Below are 14,133 nucleotides of genomic sequence, written 5' to 3'. Positions count from 1 at the left end.
CGGAGAGCGTGCTGTGCAACAGGCCGATAACCTCGGCGCCCTTGGCGGCGTCGACCATGGTTTTTGCTCGATCAATGACCCGCAGCGCCCGGACGCAGTGTTCATCTGCAAGCAGGTACACAGCGCGACGGTGATTGAATGGCAGGCGCAGTTGGCAACCAACAGCGTGGCGGCGGATGGCGTGTTCACGCGCGAGCATCAGCCGATTGCGGTGATCACAGCCGATTGCCTGCCCATTCTTATCGCGGCTGAAGACGGTGCGACGGTCGCAGCGGTGCATGGCGGTTGGAAGGGGTTGCAAGGCGGGATCATCGCCAATGCCGTGCAGCAATTTGCCGACAAAGGCATCGCCGTGGAGCAGTTGCAGGTGGCAATCGGGCCGTCAATCAAACCGTGCTGCTATGAAGTGAGCGAGGACTTTATTGCGCAGTTTCAGGCGGATCAAGGCCATCTGTGGCCTGACGACCGGGCACCGTGGAGCTTCGTACAACCGGCGCCATTGCTGCCCCCCGAAATTGCCCCGCCCTATGCCAGGCAAACGGGAAGTGCCTGGTTTGATTTGAGCGGCTTCGGGGTAATGTTGCTGTTAGCAGCAGGGCTTAAGCGTGAGCAGATCGAAGTCAGTGAAGTGTGTACGTATTGCACATCCTCCACTTTCGCCAGCTATCGCAGGCGCACGCATCACCCTGAAGAAGCGAAGACGTTGATCTATTCGTGGATTGCTCGCAACCCCTGATCAGTGCCAAGGGCGCTTTTGTGGCGAGCGGGCTTGCCCCGCGTTGGGCTGCGCAGCAGCCCCGATTTAGCCACTACGTTATTTCAGGGTAGAACCATGCTGTCTGGTTTTGGGGCCGCTTCGCGCCCCAACGGGAGCAAGCTCCCTCGCCACAGAGGCCACATGTTACTCGAGTCATTTCATCGGCTGATCTTAAGCCCCTTACGCCCGGCATGCCGCTCCAGCGCCAGCTCGATCAACCGGCTCACCAGCTCGCTGTAACTCATCCCCGCCGCCTGCCACAGCTTCGGGTACATGCTGATACGTGTGAAGCCTGGCAGTGAGTTGATCTCGTTGATCAGCACTTCACCGTCATCGGTGAGGAACACATCAACCCGCGCCAGGCCGGCGCAGCCCAGCACCTCAAACGCCTCAATGGCGAGGTGGCGAATACGCTCGCGGGCTTCGACGCTGATATCGGCCGGCACCACCACTTGGGCCGCCTGGCCGTCGATGTATTTGCTGTCGTAGGAATAGAAGCCGTTGCTCACCACAATCTCGCCACAGCCACTGGCGATGGGGTTGTCGTTGCCCAATACGGCGCATTCGATTTCACGGCCCTGGACCGCGGACTCCACCAGCACTTTTTCATCGAAGCCCAAGGCCAGTTCAACAGCGGCGTGGTACTCGGCCTCGTTGCCAACCTTACTCACACCCACCGAAGAACCCTGGTTGGCGGGTTTGACGAACATCGGCAAACCGAGCTTGTTCACAGCCGCTTCAAACGAGGTACGCGCCGCGTTGCGGCGAGTCAGGGTGATAAACGGTGTGACAGCAATACCGGCATCGCGCAGCAGACGCTTGCTGATGTCTTTGTCCATGCAGACCGCCGAACCCAGCACGTCGGAGCCGACGAAAGGCAGGTCGGCCATGCGCAGCAGGCCTTGCAGGCAGCCGTCTTCGCCGAGGGTGCCGTGGACGATGGGGAAGATCACGTCGATATGTTCCAGCAGGCCCTGACCGGAGGTTTCCACCACTTGCTGGTTGGCCTTGCCCGGCACCACTGCAAGTTCACGGTTGGATTGGTTAAGAGCGATGAGCGCCGGGTTTTCCTGGTTGATCAGAAAGTTCGACGTGTCGTTGAGGTGCCAGTGGCCGGCCTTGTCGATGCCGATCAAGACCGGCTCAAAGCGCGAACGGTCCAGCGCATCGACGATATTGCGCGCCGACTGCAACGAGACTTCGTGCTCGGCCGAACGGCCACCAAAAATAATACCTACACGCACCTTGCTCATGACCCGGCCTCACTGTTGAAAGTAAGGCTTCTTACCATGAGCGGTCAGCGATTCGCTACCAGATGTGCGCCGAACAGCAGGTAGCAACCACCGGCGAAGCGGTCGAGCCATTTGCGTGAACGCGCGTAAAGGCTGGCCATGCGCTCGCTGGAAAACACCAGGGCAACACTGGAATACCAACTGAACGACAAGGTGGCCATGGTGATGACGGCCAGGGTAAGCAGCGCGGGCGAAGGAGATGGCGGCATGGTCGAGGCAAAGGCCGTCGCGACGAACAGCGCAGCCTTGGGGTTGGACAAGTTGCCCAGTAACCCGAACCGCCAGGCAGAGAACAATGAGCGGCGCGGTGCGTCGGGCAGAACCGTCTGGCCCGCAGCCGGAGCCGAGCGTTTGAACAACTTGAGCCCAAGGTAGATCAGGTAGCAACCGCCGATGATCTTGAATGCCAGGTAGAGCATCGGCGCGGCGGTAAACAGCGACTTGATGCCCAAGCCGCCCGCCAAGCCCCAAATGATCGTGCCGCTGGCTACACCCGCCGACGCCACAACGCCATGGCGCCTGGAGCAGCTGGCAGCCAACTGCGCGGTGTTGAAAAAGTTCGGCCCAGGCGTTACGACAGCGACTGTCCACAGCAGCGCCAGCGAGACCAGCGGGGCCACATAGGCAGGGTTGATAACGTCCATGGGCAGCTCCGTCAGCGCAGTACACGAACCCGGATCATAGGCCTCGCCCAACGCCTGCACAATCGTACAAGACCTCGGCAGACAACCGATGCAGACTCGGTTAACGTGTTTCCACCTCTACATGTGACAAGTCATCATGGGCCAACCCACTTCCACCCTCGACTGGCTGCACCGCGCCCCGCACGCCAGCGGCCTGGACCGTATCGAGGCGTACTTTGCAGGCTTTGCGTTTGACCCGCATCGCCACGACACCTACGCCATCGGCCGCACCTTGTTTGGCGTGCAAAGCTACCACTACCGTGGCTGCATGACCCATAGCCTGCCGGGCAGGACCATGGTGATTCACCCCGATGAATCCCATGACGGCCGCGCCAGCAGCGTGGAGGGGTTCAAGTACCGGATGATTTATGTGGAGCCGGCGCTGATCCAGCAGATTCTCGGTGGTCGGCCACTGCCGTTTATCCACAACGGTTTGTCGACTGACCCACGCCTTTTCCGCGCCAGCGAAGTGTTGCTGCAAAACCTCGACTGCCCGGTTGACCCGATGCAGGAACAGGACGCCCTGTTCGACCTGGCACACGCGCTGAACGCGGCATCCGGCGCGATCATCAGCCGCAAGTCGTTCGATTATGTGGCTGCCGAGCGCGCCCGCGAGTTTATCCACAGCGCCCTGGGCCGCAGCATCACCCTGGATGAAATGGCCGACCACTGCGGTCGCGATCGCTGGGCGCTGTCGCGAGATTTTCGTTTGTTGTTCGGCACCAGCCCCTACCGCTACCTGACCATGCGCCGGCTGGACTTGGTGCGCAGCTTGCTGGCCCAGGGCCAATCGCTGGTGGACGCGGCGCTGACCGCAGGTTTCACCGACCAGAGCCATATGACCCGGCAATTTCGCAGCACCTACGGCATGCCGCCGTCGCGATGGGTGAAGATGCTAGGGCGCTGATTGGCCCACCTGAAATGCGATTAAACCTGTGGGAGCTGGCTTGCCTGCGATTGCGGTGCATCAGTCAATATATTGAGTGCCTGACACACGCTATCGCAGGCAAGCCAGCTCCCACAATGCGGGGTCGCCGGCAAAAACACTCACCCGGCCTGCAGCACGCTGCAGCCGTGGCTTACAGCTCGCGCCCGACAACCGGCGCACCGATGCTGAGGAAATTTCCGCCGGCGATATGGTGCAAGGTGCGCAATTCGTCATGCCCTTCGAAGTGCCAATGCCCGTCGCTGAACACGCGCTCGTCGGCATAGGCGCCGATCACTTCGCCGAGGAACAGGTCGTAGGTCTGCTGGTTGTGCGGCTCGGGCAGCAAGCGGCACTCCAGCCAGGCCACGCAGCCTTCCAGCAGCGGCGCCTGGGTGTGCTCGCCACTGAAGGTGTGCAGGCCGTAGGCGGCGAACTTGTCGGTCTCGGAACCGCTGGTATTGCCGACCGTCTGCACCAGATCGGCCTGCGCCACACAGGGTACTTGCAACACAAACGTGCCGGCGCCTTCCAGCAGTTGCCGGGTCCAGGTGGACTTGTCCAACACCACGGCGACTTTGGGCGGTTCAAAATCCAGCGGCATCGCCCAGGCGGCGGCCATGATGTTGCGTTTGCCATCGTGGGCTGCGCTGACCAGCACAGTCGGGCCGTGGTTGAGCAAGCGGTAGGCCTTGGACAGCGGAACGGGGCGACGGTGGGTCGGGCTCATGGAGGGTCGGCTCTTCAAGCAAGAAAAAACCTACGATACCTCAAGCACACGCCCTACGGGTCAGCTCGACAGCTGATTGGCGAACTGGCCCACCGCGCTGACGACTTTTTGCGCACCGTCCTGGATCTCCACGATCACCGTGCCCGCCTCGGCCGCCAGGGCCAGGCCTTGTTCGGCCTGCAGGCGGCCATCGTTCATCAAGGTCACTGCATCGCGGGCCATGTCCTGGTTCTGGCGGACTACGCCGACAATCTCTTCCGTGGCTTTGCTGGTACGCGAGGCCAACTGACGTACCTCATCGGCCACCACCGCAAAGCCACGGCCCTGTTCACCGGCACGTGCCGCTTCAATGGCTGCGTTGAGCGCCAGCAGGTTGGTCTGTTCGGCGATACCGCTGATGGTCTTGACGATAGTGCCGATCACTTGGGATTGGGCATTCAGCGCCTCGATGCCGTCACCGGCCTGTTGCATATGCTTGGCCAGATCACGCATCACATCCACCGCCTGGGTTACCACGGTGGTGCCGCGCTGGGCGCTGTTGTCGGTTTGCAGCGAGGTGCTGTAGGCGATATTGGCAGCCTCGGCCACGGCTTGTTCCTGATTGACCTGATCGGTAATCACCGTGGCGAACTTGACCACTTTGTACAGGCGGTCATTGGCGTCCAGCACCGGGTTGTACGTGGCTTCCAGCCAAACCGTGCGGCCATGACTGTCGACCCGTTTGAAGCGTGCCGCAACAAATTCACCGGCGTTCAGGCGCTTCCAGAACTGTTGGTATTCGCCACTGTTGTACTCCTGCGGTTCGCAGAACATGCGGTGATGTTTGCCCTGGATCTGCGCCAGGCTGTAACCCATGCCGGCGAGAAAGCGATCGTTGGCCGTAAGTACATGCCCGTCGAGGTCGAATTCGATCACCGCCGTGGAACGCACCAGCGCGGTAATCAGGTTTTCATGCTCGCGCGACGCCTCGATGGTGCGGGTGAGGTCGCTTGAGTAAATCGAAAAATGCTTGATGCGCCCCTCCGAGTTGCGCACCGGCTGCACAATCGAGCGCAGCCACGCTTCCTTGCCGTTGCCACGCATCAGGCGCACGGTGCCGGCGAAGTGTTCGCCGCGCACCAGGGCATTTTTAAAGCGCAGCTGGAATTCGTCCTGGCGCACATGCGGCGGCACCAGCTCATCAATGAGACGCCCCACGATGTTGCTGGCCTGGTAAATCAGTTCTTGCAGGAAGTTGGCATTGGCCCACTCCACCCGGCCGTCGGCATCCAGCGTCAGGCACAGCATTTCACTTTCCAGGCTCTCCTTGACCTGCTGCAAGCTCGACAATTCTTCGCGAAGAGCAGACAGCTCTTGCTTCAGGCGGGTATTGAACATGAGGCACCGATGGCATTGGGTGAGGTGTATCTGACCTGCATCGGCGCTGCGGGCGTTTTCTGAAGCGTTTTTTTCGCCGCAGCCAGCTGTCTTTTTTTGGATCCATTAACCGCCGTTGTTTCGACACACACCCATCACTTGGTATTCCAGGGTATTGAGCTTGCCGGTGGAGTCTTCATAGGTCATGCGTGACGGCACCGCTTCGCAGGAGCGGATCGGCGGCGTTACGTTGACCACCCTCTCAATGTCCAGCTTCATGCCATAGCGGTAGGCCTGCACCTCGGGTGCGGGCTTGCCCTTCTTTTCGGCGTAAGCAGCCATGGCTTTTTCATTGCGCTCCATCATCAGGGCAAAGGTGCGGTCCCCGCCGCCTTCGGCCAACGCGCCAAAAGACAGGACCGCGACCAATACACCCAGGGCAACTTTATAAGCGTTCATCATTAGTTCCTCGTCAGAAAAGTTCAGTGACGAGATTAATCAACCAACCCTGACGCAATGTTCACCAAAACATTACTTATTTGTTAGGTGGCCGTGAGTTTCCAGAATTGTAATGTTCACGCCATGAGTTCGTTATCCACGGTTTGCAACTATCGGCCCGGGCCAGATCAATAAGAACGCCCGCCTCTATAAGAAGCTGAAAACTGCCACTACCCAGGAGCGAACCATGCGCATTACTAACCATATCCTTCCCTTTTCCTTGCTCGCCGCACTGCCCCTGGCGGCCGTGGCCTTAGAGGACAAGCCCGACGGTTTTATCGAAGGCAGCAGCGTGAACGTGCTGGCGCGCACGTTTTACTTCAACCGCGATGACCGCAAGGGCCAGTCCAGCCCTACCGGCAACGGTTACTCTGAAGCCCTGGCGCAGGGCTTGATCGGCAAATTCGAATCCGGGTTTACCCAAGGCACCGTTGGCTTCGGCCTGGATGCGTTCGTCATGTACGGCCTCAAGCTCGACTCGGGCACCGGTCGCAGCGGCGGCAAGGGGTCGTTCGGCGTGCTGCCGGTAGACAGCGACAACCACCCCGAAAGCAGCTACAGCAAATTCGGCGGCGCGGCGAAACTACGGGTGCTGGATACGGTGATAAAAGCTGGCGATGTGTTCCCCGCCACGCCGGTGGTGGCCGCTGGCGATTCGCGCCTGTTGCCGGAAAGCTTTCGCGGCGTCACCGCTCACAACACCAGCTTTGAGGGCCTGAGCCTGCAAGGCGGGCGCTTGAGCGGCATGAGCCAGCCGAGTGAAAGCGGCATGAACAAGGGCTTTGCGACCTTCTATGCAGGTAAGGTCGACTCGCCCTGGATCGGCTATTTCGGCGGCGAATACGCGGTGAACAAACACCTCAGTGTCAGTGCGTACAGCAGCCGCCTGAAGGACGCCTGGGACCAGTACTACGTCGGCACCAACGCCAGTTACCCATTGAGTGAAAACGTGTCCTTGTTCGGTGACGTGAACTATTACAAGGCCGTGGACGAAGGCAAAAAACTGCTGGGCGAATTCAACAACAACATCTGGAGCGCCAGGCTCGGGGTCAAGGTCGGCGCCCACAGCCTGGCCCTCTCGCACCAGCGCAACAATGGCAATGACGACTTCGACTACCTGCGCCAGTCGGACTCGATCTTCCTCAATAACTCGATCCAGTACAGCGACTTCAACTCGCCCAAGGAGCGCTCATGGATGGCCCGCTACGACCTCGACATGCAGGCCTTCGGCATTCCCGGCCTCTCATTCATGACCCGCTACGCCAAAGGCACTGGCGCCGACTACAGCAATGCCAACGCGGTGTACATGCGCCGCGATGCAGCCGGTAACCCGCTGACCGATCAACGCCGATGGGAGCGGGATATCGAGGCCAAGTACGTGGTGCAAAGTGGCAGCCTCAAGGATTTGTCCTTGCGTTTACGCCAGGCCACGGTGCGCTCCAGTGCGTTCGAGTCAGACCTGGAGGAAGTTCGCTTGATTGCCGAGTATCCACTGGTTGCACTGTGAGCCCTTACATTCGTTTGCCGTTAACTAACATCTGTTCACAAATAGCCAGGTATCAAAACTGTAATATTGAGCTCAGCTTCCCGTTAAGTTGAAGTTCCTATACTCGCATCAACTTATTTGCACCGAGCAACATTCGTCTCTAGAAGCTTTTTTGTAGCTCCTTTGGAAAGAGATGAATTTTTAACGCCCCTCGGGGCGTTTTTTTTTGCGGGCAGGTTTAGCAGCGACCAATGGTCGCAGTTGACCCTGAAGCTACTTCACGGTTCAGACTTTTCCTACTCCAAAAACACCTGATTCCATAAGGAAATGGAGCCCTTATCCCTCAGTAAAAGGTAACCCCCCATGCGTATCCTTGTGGTTGAGGACGAGCAAAAAACCGCCGACTACCTGCAACAGGGCCTGAATGAAAGCGGCTATGTGGTGGACTGCGCGTCCAATGGCATCGACGGCCTGCACCTGGCCGGGCAGCACGCCTATGAGCTGGTCATCCTCGACGTCAACCTGCCGGGCAAGGATGGCTGGGAAGTGCTGGAGCAATTGCGCCGCAATGGCACACAACGGGTGATGATGCTGACTGCCCGTGGCCGCCTGGCCGACAAGATCAAGGGCCTGGACATGGGCGCCGATGATTACCTGGTCAAACCCTTCGAGTTTCCCGAGCTGCTGGCGCGGGTGCGTACCCTGTTGCGGCGCAGTGAGCATATCCCCCAGCCGGACGTGTTCCGCGTTTTGGACCTGGAACTGGACCCGCGTCGCCATCGCGCCTATCGCGGCACCCGGCGTATCGACCTGACCACCAAGGAGTTTGCGCTGCTGCAGGTGCTGATGCGCCAGACCGGCGAAGTACTGACCCGCACGCAGATTATTTCGCTGGTGTGGGACATGAATTTCGACTGCGACACCAATGTGGTGGAAGTCTCCATCAGCCGCCTGCGGGCCAAGGTCGATGACCAGAGCGAAGTGAAACTGATCCACACCATTCGCGGCGTGGGTTATGTGCTGGAGGCACGTGGATGAGAACCGGGAGTTTGTCGATGCGCCTCGGCTTGACGGTCAGCCTGATGGGCGCAGGCCTGGTGTTGTTGCTGGCGACCCTGGCGTACGTGGCCCTGACCCACGAGTTGGAAAAGCTGGCGCGCAAGAACCTGGAAAGCAAGATGGAGCAGATCCAGCACAGCCTGGCCCAAGGCCTGGATGCCAACCGCATCCGCGCCCGCCCGCACTCATTGATGGACCTGGTGATCGGCCACGACAACTTCTACCTGACCATCGTCGGCACCGCACCGGATGAAAGCGTCTTGCTGAGCATCGGCGCCAAGCCCCAGGAGCCTTTGTTGACGGACTTCACGCCCAGGGAAACCCTCGGCTACCTCAATTGGGCCGACAGCAATGGCAACCAGGTGCTCAGCGCCTCCAGCCTGATGCGTCTGGCCAATGGCGAACGGGTGCGCGTACTGCTGTCGCTGGACCGCATGGACGACCAGGCGTTGCTCAGTGCCTACCTGCGCGCCACGTTGATTGCCTTGCCGATGCTGCTGATCCTGATCGGCATGGGCGCCTGGTGGCTGGTGCAACGCGGGCTCGCTCCACTGAAGCAGTTCAGTCATGTGGCGGCCAAGGTCACCACCCAGGACCTGACCCACCGTTTATCCATCGACAACCTGCCCCAGGAACTGGGCGAACTGGCCCATGGCTTCAACGTGATGCTCGACCGCCTGGACGCGGGCGTGCAACAGCTGTCGCAGTTCTCCGATGACCTTGCCCACGAAATGCGCGCGCCACTGACCAACCTGATGGGCAAGGCCCAGGTGACGCTGTCCCGCCAGCGGCCACCGGAGGAATACAAAGCAGTGCTGGAGTCCAACACCGAAGAGCTCGAACGCCTGGCGCGCATCGTCTCCGACATGCTGTTTCTGGCCCAGGTCAGCCATCCAGCCGCGCGAGGCTCATTTACCCAAGTGTCGCTGGCAGAAGAGGCCCATCGAGTGATGGATTTATTCGCCTTGAGTGCCGAAGACAAACAACTGACCCTGACCCTCAGCGGCGATGCCCAGGTACAGGGCGATCGCCTGATGATTCAACGTGCCCTGTCCAACCTGCTGTCCAATGCCATTCGCCACAGCCCGGCGCAGTCGCATATTTCAATGCTGGTGGAGGCCTATGGCAATCAGGTTGCGCTGTCGGTCAGCAACCCCGGCCCGGGGATTGAGGCGCAGCACCTGCCGCACCTGTTCGAACGTTTCTACCGCGTCGACAGCAGCCGCGCCCGTACCGAAGGCGGCACCGGGCTGGGCCTGGCCATCGTGCAATCAATCATGGCCCTGCACCAGGGGCAGGTTGATGTGCGCAGCCTGCCCGGTGGCTTTACCTTGTTTCGCCTGGTGTTTCCTCGGGTATTGCCTGAATAGGGAATGCGGACTTCAAACCAAAGCCGATCCCCTGTGGGAGCTGTCGAGCTTTAGCAAGGCTGCGAACGCGGTGGGTCAGGCACCCTATATATCGCCTGTGCCGCCGCCTTCGCAGCCTCGCTGGGGCTCGACAGCTCACACATTTGAACTTTGTCGCTGGCAAAATCTGTGTTCGACGCGATGGCCCTGCTGACCAAGACCTAAGCAACAAAGCCGATCCACTGTGGGAGCTGTCGAGCTTTAGCGAGGCTGCGAAAGCGGTGGGTCAGGCACCTTATATATCGCCTGTGCCGCCGCCTTCGCAGCCTCGCTGGGGCTCGACAGCTCCCACATTTGAACTTTGTTGCTGGTGGAATCTGCGTTCGACACGATGGCCCTGCTGACCAAGACCCAAGCAACAAAGCCGATCCCCTGTGGGAGCTGTCGAGCTTTAGGGAGGCTGCGAAAGCGGTGGGTCAGGCAACTTATATGTCGCCTATGCCGCCGTCTTCGCAGCCTCGCTGGGGCTCGACAGCTCCCACATTTGAGCTTTGTCGCTGGCAAAATCTGCGTTCGACACGATGGCCCTGCTGACCAAGACCCAAGCAACAAAGCCGATCCCCTGTGGGAGCTGTCGAGCTTTAGCGAGGCTGCGAAAGCGGTGGGTCAGGCACCTTATATCTCGCCTGTACCGCCGCCTTCGCAGCCTCGCTGGGGCTCGACAGCTCCCACAGTTGAGCTTTGTTGCTGGTGGAATCTGCGTTCGACACGATGGCCCTGCAAACCGAAACCGCAGCAACAAAGCCGATCCCCTGTGGGAGCTTTGGTGATTTCATTACCAAGCCCGCTCAGCTCATACGCATCATTCCTCCTTGCGATGCGCCCATTGGTACAGCGCCGGCAGCACCAGCAAGGTCAGCAACGTAGAGGAAATAATTCCGCCGATCACCACCGTCGCCAGCGGCCGCTGCACTTCGGCGCCGGTGCCGGTGGCGAGTGCCATGGGGATAAATCCAAGTGACGCTACCAGCGCCGTCATCAACACTGGGCGCAAGCGCGTCAGCGCGCCTTCGTTGACCGCCAGCGCTAACGAGCGGCCTTCTTCACGCAGGTTGCGGATAAAGGCAATCATCACCAGGCCGTTCAGCACCGCCACACCGGACAACGCGATAAAGCCCACGCCTGCCGAGATCGATAGCGGAATATCGCGCAGCCACAACGCCATGATGCCACCGGTCAAGGCGAACGGAATCCCGGTAAACACCAGTAAGCCGTCCTTGAGGTTGTTGAACATCATAAACAGCAACCCGAACACCAGCAGCAACGCCACCGGCACCACGATGCGCAAACGCTCGGAGGCTTCCTTCAACTGTTCGAACTGGCCGCCCCAGGTGGTCCAGTAACCGGCGGGCACCTTCACCTGGGTGCTGATGGCCGTCTCGGCCTCTTCGACAAACGAGCCGATATCACGCCCGCGCACGTTGGCGCTGACAATTACCAGACGCTTGCCATTCTCGCGGCTGATCTGGTTCGGGCCGAGCACCAGGTCCAGGCTGGCGACCTGAGACAACGCAATAAATCCCAACTGCCCCGCCGCACTCCCGGCCAACGCCGGCACCGGAATCAACAGCCGCGACAAGCCTTCGATATCGGTGCGCAACGCGTCGGATAACCGCACCACCATGTCAAAACGCCGGTCGCCTTCGTACAACGTACCGGCCTGGCGTCCACCCACGGCCACGGCAATGGTGTCCTGCACATCACCCACGTTCAGGCCAAAACGTGCGGCCTTGTCACGGTCGATATTGATCGTCAGCACCGGCAGGCCGGAGGTCTGCTCCACCTTCACCTCCGAGGCACCATCAAGCTTTTGCAAGGTCTCGGCGATTTCCCCGGCGGTCTTGTTGAGCACCGCCATGTCATCGCCAAATACTTTCACCGCCACATCGCTGCGCACCCCGGAAATCAGCTCGTTGAACCGCAGCTGAATCGGTTGCGACAGTTCATACGCACTGCCCGGCACAATCGCACTGGCGCGCTGGATATCGGCAATCAGCGCCTCGCGGGACTTCTTCGGGTCTGGCCATTGGTCCTTCGGTTTAAGCATCACGTAGCTGTCGGAAATGTTCGGCGGCATCGGGTCGGAAGCGATTTCCGCCGTGCCCGTGCGCGCAAACACGCGCTCGATTTCCGGCACTTGGGCGATCAGTATTTTTTCCAGCTGCTGCTGCATCTGCACCGATTGCGACAGGCTGGTGCCGGGTACGCGCAAAGCCTGTTGGGCGAAGTCGCCTTCACTGAGGCTGGGGATAAACTCGCTGCCCATGCGACTCGCTACCGCGCCCGAGGCGACGATGGTCAACACCGCCAAACCGAACACCAATGAACGGCGCGTCATGACCCAATCCAGCACCGGCGCATAGACCCGACGCGCAGTGCGCATCACCAGGTTTTCTTCTTCCTTGACCTTGCCGGTCACGAACAGCGCAATCGCGGCGGGCACGAACGTCACCGACAGAATCATCGCGCCCAGCAGCGCAATCACCACGGTAAACGCCATGGGATGGAACATCTTCCCGGCCACGCCAGTGAGGGCGAAAATCGGCAGGTAAACCACCATGATGATCAACTGCCCGAAGATCAGCGCACGCCGTGCTTCCTTGGCCGCCGCGAACACTTCATGCAGGCGCTCGCTGCGCGTCAATAACCGCCCATGTCGCTGCTGCGCATGGGCCAGACGGCGGATCGCGTTTTCGACGATCACCACCGCGCCGTCGACGATAATGCCGAAGTCCAGCGCGCCGAGGCTCATCAGGTTGGCGCTGACTTTGTTGGTGAACATGCCGGTAAAGGTGAACAACATTGCCAGCGGAATCACCATCGCCGTGATCAGCGCCGCGCGGATATTGCCCAGGAACAGAAACAACACCGCGACCACCAACAGCGCGCCTTCGAAGAGGTTTTTCTTCACCGTGGCGATGGCTTTTTCCACCAGGTTGGTGCGGTCGTAGACCGTCACGGCGACCACACCGGCGGGCAGCGAACGGTTGATTTCCTCGAGTTTCTTCGCCACCGCCTGGGACACGGTGCGGCTGTTTTCGCCGATCAACATGAACACCGTGCCCAGCACCACTTCACGGCCGTTTTCGGTGGCCGCGCCGGTGCGCAGCTCGCGGCCGATTTCGACTTGCGCCACATTGCGCACGCGGATCGGCGTGCCATCCGAGCTGGTGATCACAATGTTGGCTATATCATCAATCGACGCCACCTGACCCGGCGCACGGATCAGCAATTGCTCGCCACTGCGCTCGATGTAACCGGCGCCGACGTTGGCATTGTTGCGCTCCAGCGCCGTGACCAGATCACCCAAGGTCAGGTTGTAGGCCGCCAGGCGCTTGGGGTCCGGGGCTATCTGGTATTCCTTGGCGAAACCACCGATGGTGTTGATCTCGGCCACGCCCGGCACATTGCGCAGTTGCGGCTTGATGATCCAGTCCTGGATCACGCGCAGGTCGGTCGGCGTGTAGGGCGTGCCGTCGTCCTTGCGCGCGCCGTCTTCGGCCTCGACGGTCCACAGGAAAATTTCGCCAAGGCCGGTGGAAATCGGCCCCATCGCGGTTTCGATGCCCAACGGCAGTTGCCCGCGTGCCACTTGCAGGCGCTCATTGACCAATTGCCGGGCGAAAAACAGGTCGGTGCCGTCTTTGAAAATCACCGTCACCTGGGACAACCCCGAACGCGACAGCGAACGCGTCTGCTGCAAACCCGGCAGCCCGGCCATGGCGGTTTCAATCGGAAAGGTAATGCGCTGCTCGGTTTCCTGCGGCGAAAAACCGGCCGCCGCCGAGTTGATCTGTACCTGCACGTTGGTAATGTCAGGCACCGCGTCGATGGGCAACTTCTGATAGCTGGCGATGCCGACACCGGCCATCAACAGCACCGCCAGCAGCACAATGATGCGCTGCTCGATGGCGAATTGGATAAGGCGCTCAAACATG

Annotated in this window: 10 protein-coding genes and 2 pseudogenes; 5 read left to right on the top strand and 7 right to left on the bottom strand. The window is 60.2% G+C overall.

Annotated features, from left to right (window positions below; genetic code table 11):
- Positions 1-13 precede the first annotated feature (13 nt).
- Positions 14-736 (top strand): peptidoglycan editing factor PgeF, encoded by a 723-nt coding sequence (gene pgeF, locus HBO41_RS14840; protein ID WP_017137669.1) that lies wholly within the window; start codon positions 14-16, stop codon positions 734-736.
- A gap of 179 nt (positions 737-915) precedes the next feature.
- Here pgeF and ddlA read toward each other — a convergent pair whose 3' ends face one another.
- A complete protein-coding gene (gene ddlA / locus HBO41_RS14835) occupies positions 916-2,010 on the bottom strand; it encodes a D-alanine--D-alanine ligase (RefSeq protein WP_099549207.1) in 1,095 nt (364 codons plus the stop codon).
- Between the two features lie 44 nt (positions 2,011-2,054).
- The gene (locus tag HBO41_RS14830) at positions 2,055-2,693 is read right to left on the bottom strand and encodes a LysE family translocator (protein WP_017137671.1); all 639 of its coding nucleotides are present in this window, start codon (positions 2,691-2,693) and stop codon (positions 2,055-2,057) included.
- A gap of 136 nt (positions 2,694-2,829) precedes the next feature.
- Between HBO41_RS14830 and HBO41_RS14825 the strand changes: the two genes are divergently transcribed.
- The gene (locus HBO41_RS14825) at positions 2,830-3,639 is read left to right on the top strand and encodes an AraC family transcriptional regulator (protein ID WP_017137672.1); all 810 of its coding nucleotides are present in this window, start codon (positions 2,830-2,832) and stop codon (positions 3,637-3,639) included.
- Between the two features lie 172 nt (positions 3,640-3,811).
- Here HBO41_RS14825 and HBO41_RS14820 read toward each other — a convergent pair whose 3' ends face one another.
- The 4 genes and pseudogenes from HBO41_RS14820 to HBO41_RS14810 all read right to left on the bottom strand — a co-directional run bounded on the left by HBO41_RS14820 (position 3,812) and on the right by HBO41_RS14810 (position 6,202).
- The gene (locus HBO41_RS14820; RefSeq protein ID WP_169986786.1) at positions 3,812-4,387 is read right to left on the bottom strand and encodes a flavin reductase family protein; all 576 of its coding nucleotides are present in this window, start codon (positions 4,385-4,387) and stop codon (positions 3,812-3,814) included.
- A gap of 60 nt (positions 4,388-4,447) precedes the next feature.
- A pseudogene (locus HBO41_RS29860) lies at positions 4,448-4,879 on the bottom strand (methyl-accepting chemotaxis protein); the annotation flags it as partial.
- Between the two features lie 108 nt (positions 4,880-4,987).
- A pseudogene (locus HBO41_RS29855) lies at positions 4,988-5,674 on the bottom strand (PAS domain-containing protein); the annotation flags it as partial.
- 195 nt (positions 5,675-5,869) lie between these two features.
- Positions 5,870-6,202: a DUF2790 domain-containing protein gene (locus tag HBO41_RS14810; RefSeq protein ID WP_017137675.1), complete on the bottom strand. Its 333-nt coding sequence runs from the start codon at positions 6,200-6,202 to the stop codon at positions 5,870-5,872.
- Between the two features lie 226 nt (positions 6,203-6,428).
- On the opposite strand from HBO41_RS14810, the gene HBO41_RS14805 reads away from it, so the two are divergent.
- The 3 genes from HBO41_RS14805 to HBO41_RS14795 all read left to right on the top strand — a co-directional run bounded on the left by HBO41_RS14805 (position 6,429) and on the right by HBO41_RS14795 (position 10,156).
- The gene (locus HBO41_RS14805) at positions 6,429-7,748 is read left to right on the top strand and encodes an OprD family porin (RefSeq protein ID WP_169986784.1); all 1,320 of its coding nucleotides are present in this window, start codon (positions 6,429-6,431) and stop codon (positions 7,746-7,748) included.
- Positions 7,749-8,090: 342 nt separating this feature from the next.
- A complete protein-coding gene (locus HBO41_RS14800) occupies positions 8,091-8,765 on the top strand; it encodes a heavy metal response regulator transcription factor (protein WP_017137677.1) in 675 nt (224 codons plus the stop codon).
- A complete protein-coding gene (locus HBO41_RS14795) occupies positions 8,762-10,156 on the top strand; it encodes a heavy metal sensor histidine kinase (RefSeq protein WP_099549205.1) in 1,395 nt (464 codons plus the stop codon). Before HBO41_RS14800 ends, HBO41_RS14795 begins: the two co-directional genes overlap by 4 nt.
- 841 nt (positions 10,157-10,997) lie before the next feature.
- Here the strand turns inward: HBO41_RS14795 and HBO41_RS14790 are convergent.
- Positions 10,998-14,132, bottom strand: coding sequence for a CusA/CzcA family heavy metal efflux RND transporter (locus tag HBO41_RS14790; RefSeq protein WP_169986782.1), 3,135 nt, complete (start codon positions 14,130-14,132; stop codon positions 10,998-11,000).
- Position 14,133 lies beyond the last annotated feature (1 nt).

Origin of the sequence: Pseudomonas sp. WS 5146 (genome assembly GCF_012985495.1) — a bacterium.
In the GTDB taxonomy this organism is placed as follows: domain Bacteria; phylum Pseudomonadota; class Gammaproteobacteria; order Pseudomonadales; family Pseudomonadaceae; genus Aquipseudomonas; species Aquipseudomonas edaphica.
Note: the sequence above shows the minus strand (reverse complement) of the source record. Positions and strands in the feature narration are given on the sequence as shown.